Below are 19,489 nucleotides of genomic sequence, written 5' to 3'. Positions count from 1 at the left end.
GTATTTTTACGGTTCAGGCGGCGACAGGAGTCGCCGCTATGAGATTGGCGCGACTGCCCTTCAACTCCCGCCAGAACGACATGGCGTCGAGGCGGTCGAAAAGATCGGGCGGCAGCAGGGTCGCGCGCCGGATGGGCGCGACCTTCGAATGGACCTTGTGAAGACCTGGCAGCCCCAACTGCTGATCGAAGGCCGGCTCGTCGAACACGATGTCGGTGAAGCTGTGCGCGAAGCGCGGCTCGCCTAGAAAGTCGTAGACGAGGTCCATGACCTTGTCCGGCGCAGAGGTCAGCAGGTCAAAGTCTACGAGCAGCAGGCTTTCGGCATGCTCTCCGTAGACGGCCTCCTTCAGCGCGGCCCAGGGAAATCCCACCAGGCGATCATGTTGCGCTAGCGCTTCGACCCGCGTGAACACGGTCGCGCGCTCGGAGTCGTTGTTGAAGAGCTTGCTCTCGGTGAACGGATGCTCGCGGGTCAGCCGCTCGATGCTGTCCATGACCCAGGCGACGCTGCGTACGCAGCAGATCACCTTGGCCTCGGGAAACATCCGCTTGATGGCGGGTAGTCTGGCGCACCAGGCCCGGTTCGTGTCGACGATCAGACGCTTATCCGGCTGATCAGCGTAGTAAGACTCGAAAAGCCCACGCAAAACGCGTTCCCGATGGGCATCCGTCAACAGGCTGGAAGTCTCGTTCCACGCGCCCATCGCGTTTCGAGTGGCGTGGAAGAGCGCCCCCAGCGGACTGGAAATCCCCGCGCTGATCGCTGGGTTCTGGCGCAAAAGCGCAGCGAGCAGGGTGGAGCCCGATCGCGGAAGGCCCGAAATGAAGTGATAACGCGGCATAGTCATCAGCTACCGGTAAATAGACAGCACGCCGACGAGAACCGTACAACTTGTGCCTGGAAAATGAGCATTTTGGCACAATGCCCGGTATGAGCTCTACAGGCAAGACCTACCTGAGGGTGAAATATCCAAGCGCGTGCTGGTTGACGCGACCCCCTGAAACTCCTCCAGAAATAATTAGGGTCCGCCCTAGGACAGGGACGGACGAATGAAGCGATCACGGTTCACGGAAGAGCAGATCACCGGGATCCGACGCGAGCGGGAGGCGGGGGCCTATCTGCTGTCGACTTACGAGATGAGCGAGCGGCGGGCCTACTCCTGTACACCGGGCAGCGTCGGTCAGATGTCGTTCGTATGGGGCGTCAGCACCGTGCTGGCGATCAGATTTCCGTTCGACAGCAGAAGACCGGCAAGACGCTAATCATCCCGCTCCATCCCAAGCTCAAGCGGGCGTGGGATGCCATGCCTAGTGAGCAACTGACCTACCTCATGACACAGTTAGGAAGGCCATTCAGCCCAGCTGGTTTTACGGGTTGGTTTGTTGACCGTGTAGCGGAGGAGGGTCTTCCCCCAGGCCTAACCCCCATGGTCTCCGCAAGGCGGCTGCTAGGCGTCTCGCTGAGGCGGGATGTACCTCGGCATCAGATCATGTCGATCACCGGGCGCCAGGGCCTCAAGGAGGTCGAGCGGTACGCCAAAGCCTTCGACCAAGTCGCCATGGCCTCTGCGGCGATAGCCCGCTTGAAATAGATTTGGGAGGGGCAAAGAAGCTCTGGGGAGCGGGCCGTTGGCAAACCGGCGCGTGTAGTTTGCCGCTTCCGCCCGTAGGCGGTTGAAAAGGCTATTATTTATAGAGGGTGGTGGCGGAGAGGGTGGGATTCGAACCCACGGTGCCCTTCCAGGCACGCCGCATTTCGAGTGCGGTACATTCGACCACTCTGCCACCTCTCCAGGCCGCCGTTCCGAGCGGTTTTTGAACCGCCCGAGGTCGAGGGCGCGATACCTAGCGGCGTCGCCGCCGGGACGCAAGCCCTTCTTCCCAGCTTTTTTCCGCCTGGAGCATGGCGGCCGAAAGGGGGCGCCGGTTTTGGCGACCACCATGCTCCAAACGCTTGAAAGAGAGCCTGTTTGTCCGTTTCGGATGGGAGATCCTACGTGGACGGGCTTTCAGCCTTTGGGTCGCAGAATCATCTGAGTGCAGCGGAAAAGGGCGATGGTTTTTCCGGTGGCCTCGACGGTTACAACGGCGTCCCAGACCTGGGTCGTCTTGCCGCCGTGGACCAGTCTGGCCTCGACCGCCACGCCGCCGTCGCGGGCGGTGCCCAGGAAGTTCGACTTCAGCTCGATGGTGGTGAAGCTGGCCCCGCCCTCGGGCAGCGAGATCACGCAGCCATAGCCGCACGCCGAGTCTGCCAGGGCGATCACGCTGGCCGCGTGGAGGAAGCCGTTCGGGGCCATGTGGCGCTTGTCGACGTCGAAGCGGCCCTTGACGTGGCCCGGTACGGCCATCTGCCACTGCAGGCCCAGGAGGTCGGGCAGAAAGCCGGTCTGGCCGGTGGTCAGGGCGGCGCTGAAATCCTCGGTCATGACGGCATGCTCCATATGTTTCGCGTGCGAACCATATCCGTGGCGCAAGTTGGCGTGCAAGTCCGTTTCGAAAAGAAATGATCTCGCGCGAGCCGGCGTCTGACGCGAGCGCGAGCCCCAGTCGTCCGCGCTAGAGCCGGGTGATGTCCACCACAGGGAAGCGCGGGCCGCTGTCCGGTTCGGACGGCAGCTTGCCCGAGCGTATGGCCACGCGCAGGGCGGCCGAGGCCAGCACCGGGTCGGGCAGGATGGCGTCGGCGGCGGTGCGCAGGGCGATGAAGTCCAGCCGGTCGATCTTGTCGTTCAGCTGGATGTTGGCGGCCTTTTCCTCGGCCACGGTCGACTCGCACGTCTCGCCGGCGCAGACGCCGGGCAGGATGCGGGTCTGCGGCGGCAGCTTGAGGAACTTGCGGGCGTCGTCCCAGGCCTTGCCGGGGTCGGCGCCAGGGACGTCGCAGCGGCCAGCGCCCTCGGCGGGGGCCAGCAAGAGGTCGCCGGTGAACAGGACGTCGCCTAGCTTGTAGGCTACGGCGCCGGGTAGGCGGCCGGTCACGGCGATCGTGGAAATCTGCAGCCCGCCCATCGGCAGGGGCTCGCCGTCCTTGGCCAGCTTGTCGAAGTCCCAACCGTCCAGGTCGACCATGGTCTCGCCGAACTTGGGGGCCAGGCGCTTGAGGCTCTCGACCACCTTGGCGCCGATGCAGACCGAGGCGCCGGTCTCGTATTTCAGGTGGCCGGCGGCGGACACGTGGCCGGCGTGCAGGCCGGTCTCGAGGATCCAGGTCGGACCCAGATCCTTGGCGCGGATGTCGGCGATGATCTTGTCGATGAAGCTGGTGTCCACGGCTTCGCTGGCCGGATCGAAATCCAGCACGGGGTCGACGATGGCGCAGAGAAAGGTGGCCGGATCGACGATCAGATAAGTCACCGTCCCAGTTGCGGGATGGCGGTATGCGGTGATTTCCGGCTGCATCAACAAGCCCTAGACGCCCGAGGCCGGCACCATGAGGGCCAAGCCGTTAAACATCCGCGAACAGCGCTGAGGCTTTCGACGGTTTTCAGGCTGTTTGGCGCTGGACGGCTTAGCGCCTGTCGGCGGCGGCGCAGGGATGGCTTCCGTCGCGCATGCCTTCGACCCATAGGGGTTCGACGTAACGGCCCCCATCGCGGAAGCCGGGCGCGCATCCGTCGGGGGTGTCGGAGCCGCCGCGGCGGTTGCCTGCCATGATCGACAGGGCGACCGACTGGCTCTCGCCGCCGCGCGTGCGGCCATAGCCGGGGCCGTAGCCGCCACCGTAACCGGCGCCATAGCCGCCGCCGTAGTAGGGGTCGTACCAGCCGCCGCCACGCTTGCCGAAGTCGGTCTTGGAGACGGCGACGCCGACCGTGGTGTTCTCGCCGACCGGGAACAGGCCCGAGGCGTAAACGCTGCGATAGCCGCCGGTTCCGACCGACACGCCCATCTCGCCATGGACCTTGCGCTTGCCGTTCTCGTCGCGGTCGGCGGGCAGCAGGCCGCGCGGACCGTCGTCGATCTCGGGACCGGGATTGGCGGCGATGAACGCGGCGATCTGTTCCTGGGTGGTCAGCTGCTTGACGGGCGCGATGGGCGTCGGAGCTGCCGGAGCCGTCGCCGTCAGGGCCTGGGCCGAGGGCTTGGCCTGAGCGGTCGCGATGACCTCGTCATCGTCGCTGGCAAAGGCGGGGCCAGCGAGCGCCGAGGCGCTCATGCTTGCGGCGGTCAGGGCGATAATCGCGAGATGATGCCGCATGGGACGCTCCAACATGACCAGACTGACAAACTAGACAGGCAAGCCAGCGCAATTAGGGCGCTTTTGTTGCCGCAGCGCAAGTTTAACCCGCCTTGCGAATATGGGCCGGGTTCAGAGCGTTTCCAGTCCCGCCTGCAGCGCCGCCATGTCCGGGGGCAGGGGGGTCTCGAAGCGCAGGGTCAGGCCCGTTACGGGATGGACGAAGCCCAGCACCGCCGCGTGCAAAGCCTGGCGCTTCAGGCCCGCGGCCGCCACCTGCTCGCGCACCGGCCCCGCCGCCTGGCTGGCGCCGTAGACGGGGTCGCCCAGGCACGGCGAGCCCTTGCTGGCCATGTGGACGCGGATCTGGTGGGTGCGGCCGGTCTCCAGGCGGCATTCCACGCGAGCGGCCAGCGGCCGCTCCAGCGGCCCAAATGAAGCCTCGACGCGATAGTGGGTGATCGCCTGGCGGCCGCCGGACTTCAGCACCGCCATCTTCTTGCGGTCGCTGAGCGAGCGGCCAAGCTGCGTGTCGATCGTGCCGTGGGCCGGCGACGGCGCGCCCCGCGTCAGGGCGACGTAGAGCCGGTCGATGTCATGGGTGGCGAACAGCTTTGACAGGCCCTGGTGCGCCACGTCGCTCTTGGCCGCCACCATGACGCCGGAGGTATCCTTGTCCAGGCGGTGAACGATGCCCGGCCGCGCCACGCCGCCGATGCCCGACAGGCTGGCGCCGCAGTGGTGCAGCAGGGCGTTGACGAGGGTGCCGTTCGGCGTGCCGGGCGCCGGGTGCACGGCCATGCCGGCGGCCTTGTCGACCACGATCAGGTGCTCGTCCTCGTAGAGGATGGAGAGCGGCAGGGCCTGCGGTTCGGGATCGGCCGGAGTCGGCGGCGGGACGGACAGGACATAGGTCCCGGCCTTGGCCTTGCGCGAAGCGTCGGTAATAGGCTGGCCATCGAGGCTGAGGCGGCCCTCGCCGATCAGGGCTTGCAGCCGGGCGCGGGAGAGGTCGGGGAACAGTGGGGCCAGCACCTTGTCCAGCCGCTGGCCGGCCAGGCTGTCGGGCAGCTCGGCGGTGAGGCGCTCGCCGGCGCCCGCTTCCGGAGCATCGGCGTCCAGGGCGTCGTCATCCAGCGGGTCTTCGACTCTATCCACACGGCCTCCCACGGGGGGTTTCATCGCTCCGTCACGCACTCGTCGCGTAGCCGACATGGCCCATGCCTACGGCCCAGGTCTAGTATGGCGCCGAGGGGATAATCGATGCACGCTTTCCGCACCACCACGCTGTTGACCGCCAGCCTCCTGGCCCTGGCCGTCGCCGTTCCCGCCATGGCCGCGGACGAGACGCCGACCAACAACGATCAGACCACGCAACTGGGCGAACTGGTCATCACCGCCCAGAAGCGCGCCCAGGACCCGGTCGAGGTGCCGATCGCCGTCACCGCCTATTCGGGCAAGTTCCTGGAAGCCATCGGCGTCAAGTCGTTCGAGGAGCTGTCGGCCTTCACGCCCGGCTTCCTGGTGCAGAACCAGTCTAACAACAATTCCGGCTTCGTGATGCGCGGCATCACCTCCGACTCCGGCTCGTCCGCCGACGAGGCGCGGGTCTCGATCTATCAGGACGGCGTGTCGATCTCGCGCTCGCGCGGCTCGTATGTCGAGCTGTTCGACATGGAGCGCGTCGAGGTCGCCAAGGGTCCGCAGTCGACCCTGTTCGGCCGCGGCGCCCTGATCGGGGCGGTGAACCTGGTGCAGAACAAGGCCAACCCGGCCAAGAACGACTGGGCTCTGAAGGCCGAGGGCGGCACCGGCGGCTACTTCACCGGCGACGCCATGGTCAATTTCGCGTTCGGCGACGGCAGTGCGCTGCGCATCGCGGCCCGCACCCGCCAGATCGACGGCTATGTCGACGACGCGGCCGGCGGCGACGCCTTCAACTCGACCGACAGCAAGGCCGTGCGCCTCGCCTACCACCTGGAGCCGGGCAATCTGAAGCTCGACCTGATCGGCAACTATCAGGTCGACGACACCAGCGGCACCTCGTTCAAGAGCCACACCTTCAACCCGACCAACCCGGTCACGGGCGCCGTGCTGGGCGATACCGGCGTGGCCTCCGCCGCGACCCTGTCGCCGGGCGCCGGCTTCGAAGGCGGCAAGCCGCTGGGCCTGGACCGCAAGGTCTACGGCCTGACCGCCCTGGCCGAGTACAAGCTCAGCGACAGCCTGACCCTGTCGTCGATCACCGCCACGCGCGCCTTCCACTCCACCGAAGTGTTCGATCCGGACGGTACGAGCCTGCCGATCCTGACCTTCGCCGAGGACGCCAAGGGCCGTCAGCAGAGCCAGGAGCTGCGCCTGCGCTATGACAATGGCGGCCGGTTCTCGGGCTTCGTCGGCGGCAACTACTTCCACGAGACCGGCTCTTGGCGCATCCCGGGCCAGTTCGACGAGCGGCTCGTGCTCGCCCTGCTGGCCGGCAACACGCCGCTGGGCATCAGCCGTCCGAACCCGCAGCCGCTGGCCGTGCTGACCAACCCGGCCTATCTGGCGCAGGTGCTGCAGCTGGGCTTCGGCATTCCGTCGTCGATCGCGCCGGGCATCGTCTCGAACCTGAAGCCGATCCACCGCGAGACCTTCGCCAACTACAGCGAGAACACCGCGTACGACGTCTATGCCGACGGCACGTTCAAGCTGACCGACAAGTTCGAGATCACGGCCGGCATCCGCTACACCAGCGAAGACCGCGAGGCCGCCTATGCCTCGAGCGTCGACAACGGCCGCTCGATCCTGGGCATCCTGCTGGCCGCCCCGACCGCGACCAACCTGTTCCTGGCCGCCCAGCCGAACGCGGTGAACAACCCGGCCCTGCCGATGGTCGGCCTGATCACCCAGCCGACGGCGAACAACGGGGACCGCTTCAGCAAGAAGATCAGCGACAGCGGCCTGACCTGGCGCCTGGTCGGTCGCTACGCCGCTTCGGAAGACCTGAGCTTCTACGCCTCCTACGCCCGCGGCCGTCGCCCGGACGTGATCTCGACCAGCGCGCCCGCCACGCCGCTGGGTCCGGCGCGCTTCAGCGTCGTTGACGCCGAAGAGGTCAACAGCGTCGAAGGCGGCGCCAAGGCCAAGCTGGCCGGCGGTCGCGTGTTCCTGTCGGGCGCGGTGTTCCACTACGACTACGACAACTTCGCCACCAGCTTCCGCCAGGGCGCGCAGGTCGTGACCCTGAACGCCGGCAAGGCCAAGGCCTACGGCTTCGAGGGCGAGGCCCGCGTCCAGGCCGACGACTACTGGACCCTGTTCGCGACCTACGGCTACAACCACGCCCGCCTGAAGACCGGCCTGCGCGAGGGCAACCACTTCCGCCTGTCGCCGGACAGCACCTTCTCGGTCGGCGCGGCGTTCAGCCACGAAGCCCTGGGCGGCAAGCTGACCTTCACCCCGACCTACACCTGGCGCTCGAAGATGTTCTTCGACGATGACAACGACCGCTCGGACCTGCAGTCGGCGGGCCTGTTCCCCGACACCCAGGTCGACGAGTACCAGAACGCCTACGGCCTGCTGAACGTGCGCGTCGGCTTCGGCGCCGTGGACGATCGCTGGAAGGTCGAGGCCTTCGTCGAGAACCTCGGCGACGAGAAGTACCTGAAGGACGCGGGCAATACCGGCGACAGCTTCGGCATCCCGACCTTCATCGCCGGCAAGCCGCGCTTCATGGGCGTGGGCGTCACGTTCCGTCACTAACCTCCTCAACCCGACATCCCGCGAACACGTCGCGGGATGTCGGCGGGCTATTTCCGTTGTTTCGTACGCTCGCCGGAGAGCCGCGCCATGAAGATCGATCGCCGTAAGGTTCTGGGCCTTCTGGGCCTGTCGGGCGCCGCCGCTGGCGAGGCCGCCGCCCAGTCCATCAACGACTACAAGGGCCCTGTGGCCTTTGAGCATGGGGTGGCCAGCGGCGATCCCACGACTAGCGCCGTAGTGTTCTGGACCCGCGTCACGCCCAAGGGCGCGACCACTGGCGACATCCGTCTGGACCTGGAAGTCGCGGCCGATCCGGACTTCAAGACCCCGGTCACCAGCAGCAAGGGCCTGCGCGCCCGCGCCAGCCGCGACTGGACGGTCAAGCACGACCTGGACGGCGACGGCCTCAAGCCCGGGACCGAGTACTGGTACCGCTTCAAGGTGCCAAACCAGGAAGGGGGCGCGGTGACCTCGCCGGTCGGCCGCGCCAAGACCCTGCCCAAGGGCGCGACCAAGGACGTCGTCCTGGCGGTGGTGTCGTGCAGCCTCTATCCGAACGGCTATTTCAACGCCTACGACGCCATCGCCAAGCTGAAGCGCGTCGACGCGGTCGTGCACCTGGGCGACTACATCTACGAGTACGGCGGCGACCCTAAGGACTACGGCATGAACTCGCCGGTGGCCGCCTCGCGCACGCCCGATCCGGTGCATGAGATCGTGACGCTGGACGACTATCGCCGCCGCCACGCCCAGTACAAGACCGACCCTGCCGCCCAGGCCGCCCACGCGCGCGCGCCCTGGATCGTCGTCTGGGACGACCACGAGACCGCCAATGACAGCTGGATCGGCGGGGCCGAGAACCACGATCCCAAGACCGAAGGCGACTGGGCGACCCGCAAGGCCGCGGCGCTGAAGGCCTATTACGAGTGGATGCCGATCCGCGAAGCCGGGACCCTGCCGGAGGCCGCCTGGCGCGGCTTCCAGTTCGGCGACGTCGCCAGCCTGCTGATGGTCGAGACGCGGCTGACCGCCCGCACGCACGAGCTGGACTACGACACCGACATGGCGATCGTCGACGGCAAGCCGGACGTCGCGGGCTTCGTCAAGAAGTGGAAAGACCCCGCGCACCGGATGATGGGCGACGGCCAGGAACAATGGTTGGCCGACCAGGTCGGGGCCTCGGCCAAGGCCGGCACGGCGTGGCAGGTGCTGGGCAACCAGGTGGTCATGGCCCGCGTCGCGCCGCCGAACCTGAAGGCCACCATGGGCGAAGCCCAGTTCGCCGGCCTGCTGGCCAAGCTGCCGGAGTACGCGGCCAAGCGCGTGGCCCAGACCGTGGACATGTCGGCCTACGACATTCCCTCGAACCTCGACGCTTGGGACGGCTATCCGGCCGACCGCCAGCGGGTCTACGACATCTTCACCGCCGCCAAGGCCCGGCCGATCGTGCTGGCCGGCGACAGCCACATGTTCTGGGTCAACGAGCTGTGGGACGACGCCGGCAAGACCCGTGTGGCGGCCGAGTTCGGCGCGACCTCGGTGACCTCGCCCGGCTATGGCGACATCCTGCCCGGCGTGCCGTTGGGCGAGGCCTTCGTTCAGCGCAACAAGGAAGTGAAGTACGCTCACCCCAGCGCCAAGGGCTTCCTGCTGCTGACCCTGGAGCACGGCAAGGCGACGGGCGAGCTGATGCAGGTCTCGACCATTCACAAGACCGACTATACGACCAGCGTGTTGAAGCGCTTCGTCGTGACGCCGGCCAGCGGCGGCGGGGTCGAGGCGCTGAAGGAAGCGTAGACGGCTTCTCCTTCCCCTCTATGGGGAAGGGGGACCACGAAGTGGTGGATGGGGTCCGACGCCGCAGGGCGCCTGCGCTGCCCCCTCCGCCGGCTTCGCCGACACCTCCCCCATGAAGGGGGAGGAGCAATTGCCTACCGCCGCTCCAGCGCCAGCCGCAGGCCGAACGCCACGAACACGCAGCCTGTCACCCGGTCGAGCCAGCGCACCACGACCGGCACGCGCAGCAGGCCGGCGATCGGCACCGTCGCGGCGATCAGGGCGGCGAACCACAGCAGGCCTTCAACCACGTGGATGCTGGTCAGCAGCAGGCCGAACCGGGCCGGATCGGCGCCGGCCGGGATGAACTGGGGCAGGAACGACACGTAGAAGATCCCGACCTTGGGATTGAGCAGGTTGGTCAGCAGGCCCCGCCGCAGGGCCGCGATCGGGCTGGCGTCGATGGCCTTCATCTCGCCGGGCTCGAAGGCGTCGCGGGGCTTGAGGATCATGCGGATCCCGGTCCAGGCCAGGTAGGCCGCGCCCGTCCACTTCAGCACCGTGTAGGCCAGCTCGGACGCCGTCAGCAGCGCCCCGACCCCGAACGAGGCGGCCGCGCCCCAGATCAGGCAGCCCAGGCCGATCCCGATCGCCGCCCCCGTCGCGCGGCGCGGCCCCTCGGCGGCGGCGGTGCGGATCACCAGGGCGGTGTCCAGGCCCGGGGTCAGGGTCAGCAGGCCGGCGGCCAGGGTGAAGGCGACAAGCGCCTCGGGCGTGGTCATCGGGGTGTCCTGGGCGGGCCTTTCCGGGTTTCTCAACCAATCCATGGCGTCATGCGATCATGACCGCAAGCCGCATCCCCGGCCTGGACGCCCTGCGGGGCCTCGCCGCCCTGCTGGTGCTGGCTTTCCACGCGCGCGGCCTGTCCTTTCCTCGAGCGATCGGGCCCTACGAGGTGCTGGGCCACGGCTATCTGGCGGTCGACCTGTTCTTCGTGATCAGCGGCTTCGTGCTGGCGCGGGCGTATGACGCGGGCCTGGCCGCCGGCGAGGGCGCGGGCTTCATGCTCAAGCGGCTGAAGCGCCTCTACCCGATGGCGCTGCTGGGCCTGCTGCTCGGCGCGGGGATCTGGCTGGCCCAGGGCGCGGACCCGGGGACGACCCTGCTGCTGATGGTCCTGGGCCTGACCTTTATCCCGTTCAACGGCGGTCGCGACGTCTTCCCGCTGAACGGCCCGCAGTGGTCGCTGATGTGGGAGCTGGCGGCCAACCTGGTCTATGCGGTGGTCGCCCCGTGGCTGACGACCCGATGGCTGGCGGCGCTGGTCGTCGTCGGCGGCGTCGCGCACGTGGCGCTGACCCTGACCTACGGCACGGGCTCGTTGGGTCCCTATGGTTTCAACTGGTGGGCCGGCGCGCCGCGCGTGATCTACGGCTTCTTCGCCGGCGTGCTGCTGGCGAGGCTGATGGGCGAGGGACGGCTGAAGATCCCGGCTGCGCCGATCCTGGCGATCCTGGCGGCGGTGGTGCTGGCGCTGTCGCCGCCGGTCCCGGCGGCCGGGCGGGCGGTGTTCGATCTGGTCGCCGCCCTGGTCGTCTTCCCACTGCTGGTCGCCTCGGCGGCGCGGGCGGAGGTGGGCCGGGCGTTAAGGCCGCCGCTGAATGGCTTGGCGGGGATGTCCTACGCGCTCTACGCCCTGCACATCCCGATCGTGATGGGCCTGGCGCATTGGAAGTTGAACGGCCTGGCGATCCCGTTGGCGCTGGGCGCGTCCTGGGCCGCGCACCGCTGGTTCGAGCCCTGGGCCGCGCGGCTACTACGTCGAAAGCCTCAGGGCTTCTCGACCAGCGCGCCGTCTTCCAGCACGCGATAGAAGCACGAGCGGAAGCCGACGTGGCAGGCGCCGCCGTCGCCACGCGGACGCACCTTCAGCAGCACCGCGTCCTGGTCGCAGTCGACCCGCAACTCGACCACGTCCTGCAGCTGGCCGCTGGTCTCGCCCTTTTTCCAGAGTTCGTTGCGCGAGCGGCTGAAGTAGTGAGCGATGTTGGTCTCGACCGTCAGCTTGAGGGCTTCGGCGTTCATCCAGGCCAGCATCAGGATCTCGCCGGAGTCGGCATGCTGGGCCACGGCGACGACCAGGCCGTCGGCGTTGAAGCGCGGGGCGAGGGCCGAGCCGCGCTCCAGGTCGTGCTTACTGTAGGCTTGGGGGAACAGGTCGGTGCTCATGGCGCCACATATGGCGCAGGGCTTGAGCCTGCGCTAGCTTCCGCGCCGATCTCACGGGGAAGAGATGAACCTCAAAGACCGCATCAAGGCCGGCGTGGCGGCGCTGGACGAGAGGGCCAGGCCGTGGGCGCGCCAGTCGCGCTGGAACGGCTATGCCTACGAGTTCCTGCTGTTCGGGCTGAAGCAGGCCTGGGCCTGCCTGTTCGGCGGCCTGATGCTGGCCCTGCTGGTCGGCACCCACCTGTTCTGGCCGGCCGGCGCGCCGCTGGCGCGTTACGACTTCCTGGTCATCGCCGCCGTCGCCATCCAGGCGATGCTGCTGGCCCTGAAGCTGGAGCGCTGGGAAGAGGCGATGGTCATCTTCATGTTCCATGCCGTCGGCACGCTCATGGAGCTGTTCAAGACCGCCCACGGCTCGTGGATCTATCCCGAGCCCAGCCTTTTGCGGATCGGCGGCGTGCCGCTGTTCACGGGGTTCATGTACGCCTGCGTCGGCAGCTACATCGCCCGGATCTGGCGGCTGTTCGACATCACCTTCGTGCGCTATCCGCCGTTCTGGAGCACCCACATCCTGGCGGTGCTGATCTACGCCAACTTTTTCAGTCACCACTACATCGTCGATTTCCGGATGGGCCTGTTCGCCCTCTCGGCGATCCTGTTCGGGCGGACGTGGTTCGTGTTCACGCCCGATCAGACCGCGCGCCGCATGCCGATGCTGATGGGCGCGGTGCTGGTCTCGCTGTTCATCTGGTTCGCCGAGAACCTCGGCACCTTCGCCGGAGCCTGGATCTATCCCAGCCAGGCCAAGGGCTGGCATCTGGTGCCGATCGAGAAGATAGGCGCCTGGTATCTTCTGATGCTGATCAGCTTCGTGCTGGTGACGCTGGTCCACCGGCCGGTCGACGCCTGCGTGGCGCGGCTGCGCGAGGGAATCTGGCGGGCGGCTTAGGGGACAAGATCCTCCCCCGCGTTGCGGGGGAGGTGTCGGCGGAGCCGACGGAGGGGGCAAGCTGGAGCTCGGCCGTGCCGGCCCCCTCCGGCCCTCTGGGCCACCTCCCCCGTGATACGGGGGAGGATCGACCGCTTACTTCCGCGTCACCAAATCCATGAACCGCTGCTGCAGGACCTTGTCGGTCTTGAACACGCCGCGGAACTGGGTGGTGATGGTCGAGACGTCGTGGTGGTGGACGCCGCGCGTCGACATGCACTGGTGCTCGGCGTCGATCAGCACGGCGACGCCGGCGGCCGAGAGATGGTCCTCGATGGCGTCGGCGACCTGCATGGTCATGGTTTCTTGGGTCTGCAGACGCTTGGCGAAGATCTCGACCAGGCGCGCCAGCTTGGAGAGGCCGACGACCTTGCCGGTCGGCATGTACGCCACCCAGGCCTTGCCCAGGAACGGCGCCATGTGGTGCTCGCAGTGGCTCTGCACGTCGATGCCCCGCAGCATGACCATGTCGTCATAGCCCTGGACGTCCTCGAAGGTGCGCGACAGCTCCTTGGCCGGATCGCCCTGATAGCCGGCGAACCATTCGCCATAAGCGTCGACCACACGCTGGGGCGTGTCGAGCAGGCCTTCACGGTCCGGATTGTCGCCGGCCCAGGCCAGCAGGGTCCGGACGGCGGCCATGGCCTCGTCTCGGGTGGGGCGTTGACCGGGTTCAAGATCAAGACCGGTGTCCCCATTTTCAGAGAAGGGGGCGCCGATCAGGGTTCGCTCGCGGGACAAGGCGTCCATGTTTTTCAGAGGTCTTTCCACGGGCTGAGTTGCGCCGAAGCGCCTCTCGCTCCGGAATTACGCGTGCCACCCGTTTCATATACGGCGCAGGGAGCGATTTAGACGCATCGCGACATGGCCCTTACCGTATCAGGACGATATATGGGGCCGGCCCCTTTCGGGGGCAACACCTCCGTTACGTTAGGTTGCTGCGACCCAATGACCCTGAAGATCCACGACACCCTGGCGCGCGAGAAGCGCGACTTCGTTCCCGCCGATCCCAAGCGGGTGACGATGTACGTGTGCGGTCCGACGGTCTGGAACCACGCCCACATCGGCAATTTCCGGCCCGTCGTGGTGTTCGACGTGCTGTATCGCGTCCTGCGCAGTCTCTATGGCGAGGATGCGGTGGCCTATGCCCGCAACGTCACGGACGTGGACGACAAGATCAACAAGAAGGCCGCCGAGGAAGGCGTCGACATCTCGGTGATCACCGAGCGCTACCTCGCCGCCTATCACCAGGACGCCGACGCCCTGGGCGCGCTGCGGCCCAATCTCGAGCCGCGCGCCACCGACCATATCGCCGCGATCGTCGATATGATCGGCAAGCTGGTCGACAACGGCAGCGCCTACGCCGCCGAAGGCCACGTGCTGTTCGACACCCAAAGCTTCGCCGACTACGGCCAGCTGTCGGGCCGGGATCTCGACGACATGATCGCCGGGGCCCGCGTCGAGGTCGCGCCGTACAAGCGCCACCCGGCCGACTTCGTGCTGTGGAAGCCTTCGAAGGAAAACGAGCCCGAGTGGGAAAGCCCCTGGGGCGCGGGTCGTCCGGGCTGGCACATAGAATGCTCGGCGATGATCGAGAAGACGCTGGGCGACACCATCGACATCCATGCCGGCGGCATCGACCTGACCTTCCCGCACCACGAGAACGAGGTCGCCCAGAGCCGTTGCGCCCACGGCACGCCGGTCCTGGCCAACTACTGGATGCACAACGGCTTCCTCGACATGGCCGGCGAGAAGATGTCCAAGAGCCTGGGCAATGTCGTCATCCCGCACGAGCTGCTGAAGAACGTCCCGGGCGAGGTGATCCGCTGGGCGCTGCTGTCGGCCCACTATCGCCAGCCGCTGGACTGGACGCCGGAGCTTCTGGAGCAGTCCAAGAAGTCGCTGGACCGCCTGTACGGCGCCCTGCGCCGCGCCAAGGACGTGCCGCTGGATCAGGCCATGGAGGCTCCGGAAGAGGTGGTCGCCGCCCTGATGGACGACCTCAACACGCCGCTGGCGGTGTCGAGCTTCTTCGAGGTCTCCAGCGCCATCGAACGGGCCGTGACGGCCGGCGACACGGTCGCCATCGCCGCCAACAAGGCCCGCCTGATCGAGGCCGGCGCCCTGCTGGGCTTCCTGCAGGCCGATCCGGACAGCTGGTTCGAGGGCGATGCGTCCGACGAGCTGAAGGCCCAGGTCGAGGATCTGCTGGCCAAGCGCCTGGCCGCTCGCGCCGCCAAGGACTGGGCCGCCGCCGACGCCATCCGCGCCGAGATCGACGCCCTGGGCGTGGTGGTCATGGACGGCCCGTCGGGCGCGACCTGGCGCATGAAGGACTGAGCGTCGTCCTATGAGCCAAGTTGAGCGTCCGCGCGCCGTAGTGGTAAGTCCCGCGTCATGAAGCGCGCCGTCGAACATCGCCTGGGCGTCCAGGCCCCCGCCGAGATCGTCTGGGAAGTCGTGTCCGACTTCGAGACCTGGCATCACTGGAACCCCCTCTACCGCAAGGCCGAGGGGCAGATGAAGATCGGCACGACCCTGACGCTGGAGCAGCACCTGCCGGGCCAGCCCGCCAAGGTCATCGCGCCGATCGTCCAGGACTGGGTGCCCTATGAGCAACTGCACTGGCGCTCCAGCCGGATGGGCGGCTTCGTGACGGCCATCCGTTATCTCGAGATCGAGAGCATGGGTCCCCAGAACGCGACCTTCTCCAACGGCGAGTTGTTCATGGGCTTGCTGCTGCGGTTCGTCTCGCGCGAGGAGCGTCGCCAGCTGCGCGCCGCCTTCACGGAGATGGGCGAGGCCGTGCGCGACCGCGCCGAGGCTATCTGGTCCGAGCGCCAGAAGACCCCATCTTAGGCCAGCCCTTATCGAAGGTTTGGGATGATCGACGACCTCTACAGCGCCAGGATCCTGACGCTCGTGGCCAACATGCCGCGAGCCGGACGCCTGTCCGCGCCCGACGCCAGCAGCGAGAAGCACGCCAAGCTGTGCGGCAGCCGCATCGTCGTCGACGTGGTCGTGAAGGACGGCAGGGTCGTCGACTACGCCCAGGAGGTTTCGGCCTGCGCCCTGGGCCAGGCCGCCGCCGCGATCCTGGGCGCCCATGTCATCGGCGCGGAACTTTCCGACATCGAGTTGGCGCGCGACTCTCTTGCCGCTATGCTTAAGACGAACGGTCCGCACCCTGCGGGCCGGTTTGCGGAGCTCGCCGTGCTGGAGCCGGTCAAGGACTATCCCGCCCGTCATGCCTCGACGCTTTTGGCGTTTGAAGCGACGGTGGAGGCTGTCCGTAAGGCCACAGCTGTCTCCGAAACGCGAACTAGCACCGCCGGCGCGGCTTGATCCCTCCCTCCGGGGAGTGTGTAACCGCATTGCAATAAAGTCGCGCGCCGGCATGACCTTCTACGACCGCACCGTCGACCTTGGCCTTCGCGCCTACAAGTTGACGCTCTCGCCTCTGATAGGGCGTCAGTGCCGCTTCGCGCCGAGTTGTTCGGAGTACGCGGCGGCCGCCCTCAAGGATCATGGCCCGCTCAAGGGTTCCTGGTTGGCGTTGCGACGGATTTGCCGATGCAATCCGTTAGGTGGATCTGGGTACGACCCGCCGCCGCCGCGACACCAGCCACGCAAGTGGATATGTGAAGAATGATCGATCTGGTTTTCCCCGATGGCTCGGCCCGTCAGTACCCTGATGGCTCGACGGGGCGCGACGTCGCCGCCGCCATCTCCAAGTCCCTCGAGAAGAAGGCGCTGCTGATCAAGCTGGACGGCGTGCTGCTGGACCTCGACCGTCCGCTGACGGCCGACCTGCTGGCCGGCGACCGCAAGTTCGAGATCATCACGCGCGAGTCGCCGGACGCCCTGGAGGTCATCCGTCACGACACGGCCCACGTCCTGGCCGAGGCGGTGCAGGAGCTGTTCCCCGGCACCCAGGTCACGATCGGTCCGAACGTCGAGGACGGCTTCTATTACGACTTCGCGCGTGACGAGCCGTTCAGCCTGGAAGATCTGCCGAAGATCGAGGAGCGGATGCGTCAGATCGTCGATCGCGACGAGAAGATCCGCCGCGAAGAGGTCGATCGCGACGCCGCCATCGCCGACTTCGAGGCCATGGGCGAAAGCTACAAGGCCCAGATCATCCGCGACCTGCCGGTCAGCGACACGATCACGGTCTATCACCAGGGCGAGAAGTGGAAGGATCTGTGCCGCGGGCCTCACCTTCCCTCGACCAAGGCGGTCGGCAAGGCCTTCAAGCTGACCAAGCTGGCCGGCGCCTACTGGCGTGGCGACCAGAACAACGCCCAGCTGCAGCGCATCTACGGCACCAGCTGGGCCTCGGAAGCCGACCTGGAAGCCTATCTGAAGCGCATCGAGGAAGCCGAGCGTCGCGATCACCGCAAGCTGGGCAAGACGATGGACCTCTTCCACATCCAGGAAGAGGGCAAGGGCATGGTGTTCTGGCACGCCAAGGGCTGGGCCCTGTACCGCGTGCTCGAGGACTACATGCGCCGTCGCCTGGACGCGGCCGGCTACAAGGAAGTGAAGACGCCGCAGATCCTCGACAAGAGCCTGTGGGAGAAGTCGGGCCACGCCGAGAAGTTCGGCCACGCCATGTTCATGTGCGAGAGCGCCGAGGGCGAGATCCTGGCGGTCAAGCCGATGAACTGCCCCGGCCACATCCAGATCTTCAACGTTGGCCAGAAGAGCTATCGCGAGCTGCCGCTGCGCATGGCCGAGTTCGGCGCCTGCCACCGCTACGAGCCCTCGGGCGCCATGCACGGCATCATGCGGGTGCGCGCCTTCACCCAGGACGACGCCCACATCTTCTGCCGAGAAGAGCAGGTCACGGAAGAAAGCGCCCGCTTCATCGAATTGTTGCGCTCGGTCTATAACGACCTCGGGATGACGCTTGCCGACACCAAGTTCTCCACGCGTCCTGAACTGCGCGCAGGATCGGACGAGGTCTGGGACAAGGCCGAGGCCGCTCTGTCCGCCGCCGCTGAAGCAGCGGGCGAGACCTTGGTGCTGCAGCCAGGTGAAGGCGCCTTCTATGGCCCGAAGCTTGAGTTCTCGCTGAAGGATGCCATTGGTCGCGTCTGGCAGTGCGGCACGCTGCAACTCGATTTTGTTTTGCCGGAACGATTGGACGCTGAGTACGTTTCGGAGGATGGTTCCAAGAAGCGTCCTGTGATGCTTCACCGGGCGATCTTGGGGTCCTTCGAGCGTTTCATCGGCATCCTGTTGGAAAACTTCGCGGGCGCCCTGCCTGTCTGGCTGGCGCCGACTCAGGTTGTCGTGGCCACGATCACGTCCGACGCCGATGATTACGCCCGTGAGGTCGTCGAAAAATTGACGAGCTTGGGGATGCGCGCGGAAGTGGATCTGCGTAATGAGAAAATTAACTACAAGATTCGCGAGCACAGCCTCGCCAAGGTGCCTGTGATCGCGGTGGTGGGTCGTAAGGAAGCTGAGACGGGTCAACTGGCCCTTCGTCGCCTCGGCGGTGAAGGTCAGAACATCCTGTCGCTTGAGGAAGCCCTCCGCGTCCTGAAGGCCGACGCTACGCCGCCCGATATCGCCCGCAATCAGGGCGTGGCCAAACCCGCTCCGGAGGCCGCGACCGCCTGATGAACAGCATTCTCCCGTCCATCTCGACCCTTGCCGCGGGTGCGCGTCCGGCTCGTCCGCACGTGTCCGTCGTCATGGTCGTCTACCGGACGGGAGAGGCGCTGGCGCAGAGTATCAAACATGTCCTGGCCGAACCGCTGGTCGACGAATTCATCATCGTCGACAACGGCTCGGACTCTCGCGACGAGGACATGCTGCGATCGCTGGCCCTGACCGAGCCGCGCGTCGTGCTCAAGCAGGGCCACGGCAATATCGGCTTCGCCCGTGGCGCCAATCTGGGCGCCAGCACGGCGGGCGGTGAATACATCGTCTTCCTCAATCCCGACGCCAACCTGCAGCCGGGCTGCGTGGCGGCGCTGGTCACCGCCTTCAAGGGCCAGCCGACCCCGACCGTGGTCGGGGCGCGCGTGCTCAATGTCGACGGGACCGAGCAGCGTGGCGGTCGCCGCGGCGAGGTCACCCCGATGACCACCGTGCTGACCTTCGGCCAGTTCACGCGTCGCCACCCTCAGCTGGCCAGTTTCGAGATCCATCGCGAGAACGAGCCGCTGCCGCGCGGTCCCGCGCCGATGCCGACCATCTCGGGCGCCTGCTTCGCCATGCGCCGAGGCGACTTCGAGGTGCTCAGCGGCTTCGACGAGGGGTATTTCCTGCACGTCGAGGACATCGACCTGTGCTGGCGCGCCCGTCGGGCTGGCGGACAGGTGCTGTTCCAGCCGGACGCCAAGGTCATCCATCTGGGCCACACCAGCCAGGAACACCCGCTGAAGGTCGAGTTCCACAAGGGCGTCGGCTTGACCCGCTACTTCATCAAGCGCGCTGACAGCCTGCAACTGTTCGCGGCGGCGGTGCTGCTGGCCCCGGCCATCATGCTGATGAGCGTGTGCCGGCCGTTGCTGTGGAAGCTGACCGGACGGCCGATTTAGGCGCTCTTCG

The 19,489-nt window shown here is 66.9% G+C and carries 18 protein-coding genes and 1 tRNA gene; 10 read left to right on the top strand and 9 right to left on the bottom strand.

From position 1 onward, the window contains the following. Positions 1–13: 13 nt before the first annotated feature. From CSW62_RS21960 to CSW62_RS21930, 6 genes are all read right to left on the bottom strand, one after another. Entirely contained in the window at positions 14–850 is an 837-nt protein-coding gene (locus tag CSW62_RS21960) for a sulfotransferase (protein WP_199170671.1), read from the bottom strand. An 855-nt stretch (positions 851–1,705) separates the two neighbouring features. Continuing rightward, a tRNA-Ser gene (locus CSW62_RS21950) sits at positions 1,706–1,795 on the bottom strand. Positions 1,796–2,011: 216 nt separating this feature from the next. Further along, positions 2,012–2,431: a PaaI family thioesterase gene (locus CSW62_RS21945; RefSeq protein ID WP_099582413.1), complete on the bottom strand. Its 420-nt coding sequence runs from the start codon at positions 2,429–2,431 to the stop codon at positions 2,012–2,014. A 130-nt stretch (positions 2,432–2,561) separates the two neighbouring features. Next, the gene (locus CSW62_RS21940) at positions 2,562–3,407 is read right to left on the bottom strand and encodes an MBL fold metallo-hydrolase (protein WP_199170737.1); all 846 of its coding nucleotides are present in this window, start codon (positions 3,405–3,407) and stop codon (positions 2,562–2,564) included. 106 nt (positions 3,408–3,513) lie between these two features. Continuing rightward, positions 3,514–4,203, bottom strand: a complete 690-nt coding sequence (locus CSW62_RS21935) for a hypothetical protein (protein WP_099581543.1) — start codon at positions 4,201–4,203, stop codon at positions 3,514–3,516. Between the two features lie 111 nt (positions 4,204–4,314). After that, on the bottom strand, positions 4,315–5,364 hold the full coding sequence (locus CSW62_RS21930) for an RluA family pseudouridine synthase (protein WP_369827516.1): 1,050 nt from the start codon (positions 5,362–5,364) through the stop codon (positions 4,315–4,317). An 81-nt stretch (positions 5,365–5,445) separates the two neighbouring features. Between CSW62_RS21930 and CSW62_RS21925 the strand changes: the two genes are divergently transcribed. Together CSW62_RS21925 and CSW62_RS21920 are read left to right on the top strand one after the other, a co-directional pair. Continuing rightward, complete coding sequence (locus CSW62_RS21925) at positions 5,446–7,929, top strand: TonB-dependent receptor (protein WP_099581539.1); 2,484 nt, start codon at positions 5,446–5,448, stop codon at positions 7,927–7,929. 87 nt (positions 7,930–8,016) lie between these two features. Then, positions 8,017–9,726 (top strand): alkaline phosphatase, encoded by a 1,710-nt coding sequence (locus tag CSW62_RS21920; RefSeq protein ID WP_099581537.1) that lies wholly within the window; start codon positions 8,017–8,019, stop codon positions 9,724–9,726. 134 nt (positions 9,727–9,860) lie between these two features. Here CSW62_RS21920 and CSW62_RS21915 read toward each other — a convergent pair whose 3' ends face one another. Continuing rightward, positions 9,861–10,487 carry a LysE family translocator gene (locus CSW62_RS21915; RefSeq protein WP_099581535.1) on the bottom strand — a complete coding sequence of 209 codons (627 nt, stop codon included), beginning with the start codon at positions 10,485–10,487 and terminating at the stop codon, positions 9,861–9,863. 59 nt (positions 10,488–10,546) lie between these two features. On the opposite strand from CSW62_RS21915, the gene CSW62_RS21910 reads away from it, so the two are divergent. Continuing rightward, positions 10,547–11,578, top strand: coding sequence for an acyltransferase (locus CSW62_RS21910; protein ID WP_099581534.1), 1,032 nt, complete (start codon positions 10,547–10,549; stop codon positions 11,576–11,578). Here the strand turns inward: CSW62_RS21910 and hisI are convergent. Continuing rightward, positions 11,536–11,934, bottom strand: coding sequence for a phosphoribosyl-AMP cyclohydrolase (hisI, locus tag CSW62_RS21905; protein WP_099581532.1), 399 nt, complete (start codon positions 11,932–11,934; stop codon positions 11,536–11,538). The two genes, CSW62_RS21910 and hisI, sit on opposite strands and share 43 nt — an antisense overlap. Before the next feature lie 64 nt (positions 11,935–11,998). Between hisI and CSW62_RS21900 the strand changes: the two genes are divergently transcribed. Then, positions 11,999–12,883 (top strand): DUF817 domain-containing protein, encoded by an 885-nt coding sequence (locus CSW62_RS21900; RefSeq protein ID WP_099581530.1) that lies wholly within the window; start codon positions 11,999–12,001, stop codon positions 12,881–12,883. A gap of 135 nt (positions 12,884–13,018) precedes the next feature. Here CSW62_RS21900 and folE read toward each other — a convergent pair whose 3' ends face one another. Then, entirely contained in the window at positions 13,019–13,672 is a 654-nt protein-coding gene (gene folE, locus CSW62_RS21895) for a GTP cyclohydrolase I FolE (protein WP_099581528.1), read from the bottom strand. Between the two features lie 198 nt (positions 13,673–13,870). Between folE and cysS the strand changes: the two genes are divergently transcribed. The 6 genes from cysS to CSW62_RS21865 are packed head-to-tail and all read left to right on the top strand — an operon-like array spanning position 13,871 to position 19,479. Then, positions 13,871–15,262 carry a cysteine--tRNA ligase gene (gene cysS, locus CSW62_RS21890; protein ID WP_099581526.1) on the top strand — a complete coding sequence of 464 codons (1,392 nt, stop codon included), beginning with the start codon at positions 13,871–13,873 and terminating at the stop codon, positions 15,260–15,262. A gap of 57 nt (positions 15,263–15,319) precedes the next feature. Beyond that, positions 15,320–15,781 (top strand): SRPBCC domain-containing protein, encoded by a 462-nt coding sequence (locus tag CSW62_RS21885; protein ID WP_099581524.1) that lies wholly within the window; start codon positions 15,320–15,322, stop codon positions 15,779–15,781. A gap of 24 nt (positions 15,782–15,805) precedes the next feature. Next, entirely contained in the window at positions 15,806–16,267 is a 462-nt protein-coding gene (locus tag CSW62_RS21880) for an iron-sulfur cluster assembly scaffold protein (RefSeq protein ID WP_099581522.1), read from the top strand. A gap of 52 nt (positions 16,268–16,319) precedes the next feature. Beyond that, positions 16,320–16,574, top strand: a complete 255-nt coding sequence (gene yidD / locus CSW62_RS21875; protein WP_099581520.1) for a membrane protein insertion efficiency factor YidD — start codon at positions 16,320–16,322, stop codon at positions 16,572–16,574. Beyond that, the gene (gene thrS, locus CSW62_RS21870) at positions 16,571–18,553 is read left to right on the top strand and encodes a threonine--tRNA ligase (RefSeq protein ID WP_099581518.1); all 1,983 of its coding nucleotides are present in this window, start codon (positions 16,571–16,573) and stop codon (positions 18,551–18,553) included. The genes yidD and thrS overlap by 4 nt, the downstream gene beginning before the upstream one ends. Further along, positions 18,553–19,479: a glycosyltransferase family 2 protein gene (locus tag CSW62_RS21865; protein ID WP_099581516.1), complete on the top strand. Its 927-nt coding sequence runs from the start codon at positions 18,553–18,555 to the stop codon at positions 19,477–19,479. The genes thrS and CSW62_RS21865 overlap by 1 nt, the downstream gene beginning before the upstream one ends. Positions 19,480–19,489 lie beyond the last annotated feature (10 nt).

This window comes from Caulobacter sp. FWC2 (assembly GCF_002742625.1).
GTDB lineage: Bacteria > Pseudomonadota > Alphaproteobacteria > Caulobacterales > Caulobacteraceae > Caulobacter.
Note: the sequence above shows the minus strand (reverse complement) of the source record. Positions and strands in the feature narration are given on the sequence as shown.

What these genes read in the sequence shown, in the direction of transcription:
- folE (WP_099581528.1), bottom strand. Translation starts at nt 13,672, where the DNA reads ATGGACGCCTTGTCCCGCGAGCGAACCCTGATCGGCGCCCCCTTCTCT.
- CSW62_RS21910 (WP_099581534.1), top strand. Translation starts at nt 10,547, where the DNA reads ATGACCGCAAGCCGCATCCCCGGCCTGGACGCCCTGCGGGGCCTCGCC.
- CSW62_RS21900 (WP_099581530.1), top strand. Translation starts at nt 11,999, where the DNA reads ATGAACCTCAAAGACCGCATCAAGGCCGGCGTGGCGGCGCTGGACGAG.
- CSW62_RS21925 (WP_099581539.1), top strand. Translation starts at nt 5,446, where the DNA reads ATGCACGCTTTCCGCACCACCACGCTGTTGACCGCCAGCCTCCTGGCC.
- CSW62_RS21880 (WP_099581522.1), top strand. Translation starts at nt 15,806, where the DNA reads ATGATCGACGACCTCTACAGCGCCAGGATCCTGACGCTCGTGGCCAAC.
- thrS (WP_099581518.1), top strand. Translation starts at nt 16,571, where the DNA reads ATGATCGATCTGGTTTTCCCCGATGGCTCGGCCCGTCAGTACCCTGAT.
- CSW62_RS21945 (WP_099582413.1), bottom strand. Translation starts at nt 2,431, where the DNA reads ATGACCGAGGATTTCAGCGCCGCCCTGACCACCGGCCAGACCGGCTTT.
- CSW62_RS21960 (WP_199170671.1), bottom strand. Translation starts at nt 850, where the DNA reads ATGACTATGCCGCGTTATCACTTCATTTCGGGCCTTCCGCGATCGGGC.
- yidD (WP_099581520.1), top strand. Translation starts at nt 16,320, where the DNA reads ATGACCTTCTACGACCGCACCGTCGACCTTGGCCTTCGCGCCTACAAG.
- CSW62_RS21915 (WP_099581535.1), bottom strand. Translation starts at nt 10,487, where the DNA reads ATGACCACGCCCGAGGCGCTTGTCGCCTTCACCCTGGCCGCCGGCCTG.
- hisI (WP_099581532.1), bottom strand. Translation starts at nt 11,934, where the DNA reads ATGAGCACCGACCTGTTCCCCCAAGCCTACAGTAAGCACGACCTGGAG.
- CSW62_RS21920 (WP_099581537.1), top strand. Translation starts at nt 8,017, where the DNA reads ATGAAGATCGATCGCCGTAAGGTTCTGGGCCTTCTGGGCCTGTCGGGC.
- CSW62_RS21930 (WP_369827516.1), bottom strand. Translation starts at nt 5,364, where the DNA reads ATGAAACCCCCCGTGGGAGGCCGTGTGGATAGAGTCGAAGACCCGCTG.
- CSW62_RS21885 (WP_099581524.1), top strand. Translation starts at nt 15,320, where the DNA reads ATGAAGCGCGCCGTCGAACATCGCCTGGGCGTCCAGGCCCCCGCCGAG.
- cysS (WP_099581526.1), top strand. Translation starts at nt 13,871, where the DNA reads ATGACCCTGAAGATCCACGACACCCTGGCGCGCGAGAAGCGCGACTTC.
- CSW62_RS21935 (WP_099581543.1), bottom strand. Translation starts at nt 4,203, where the DNA reads ATGCGGCATCATCTCGCGATTATCGCCCTGACCGCCGCAAGCATGAGC.
- CSW62_RS21865 (WP_099581516.1), top strand. Translation starts at nt 18,553, where the DNA reads ATGAACAGCATTCTCCCGTCCATCTCGACCCTTGCCGCGGGTGCGCGT.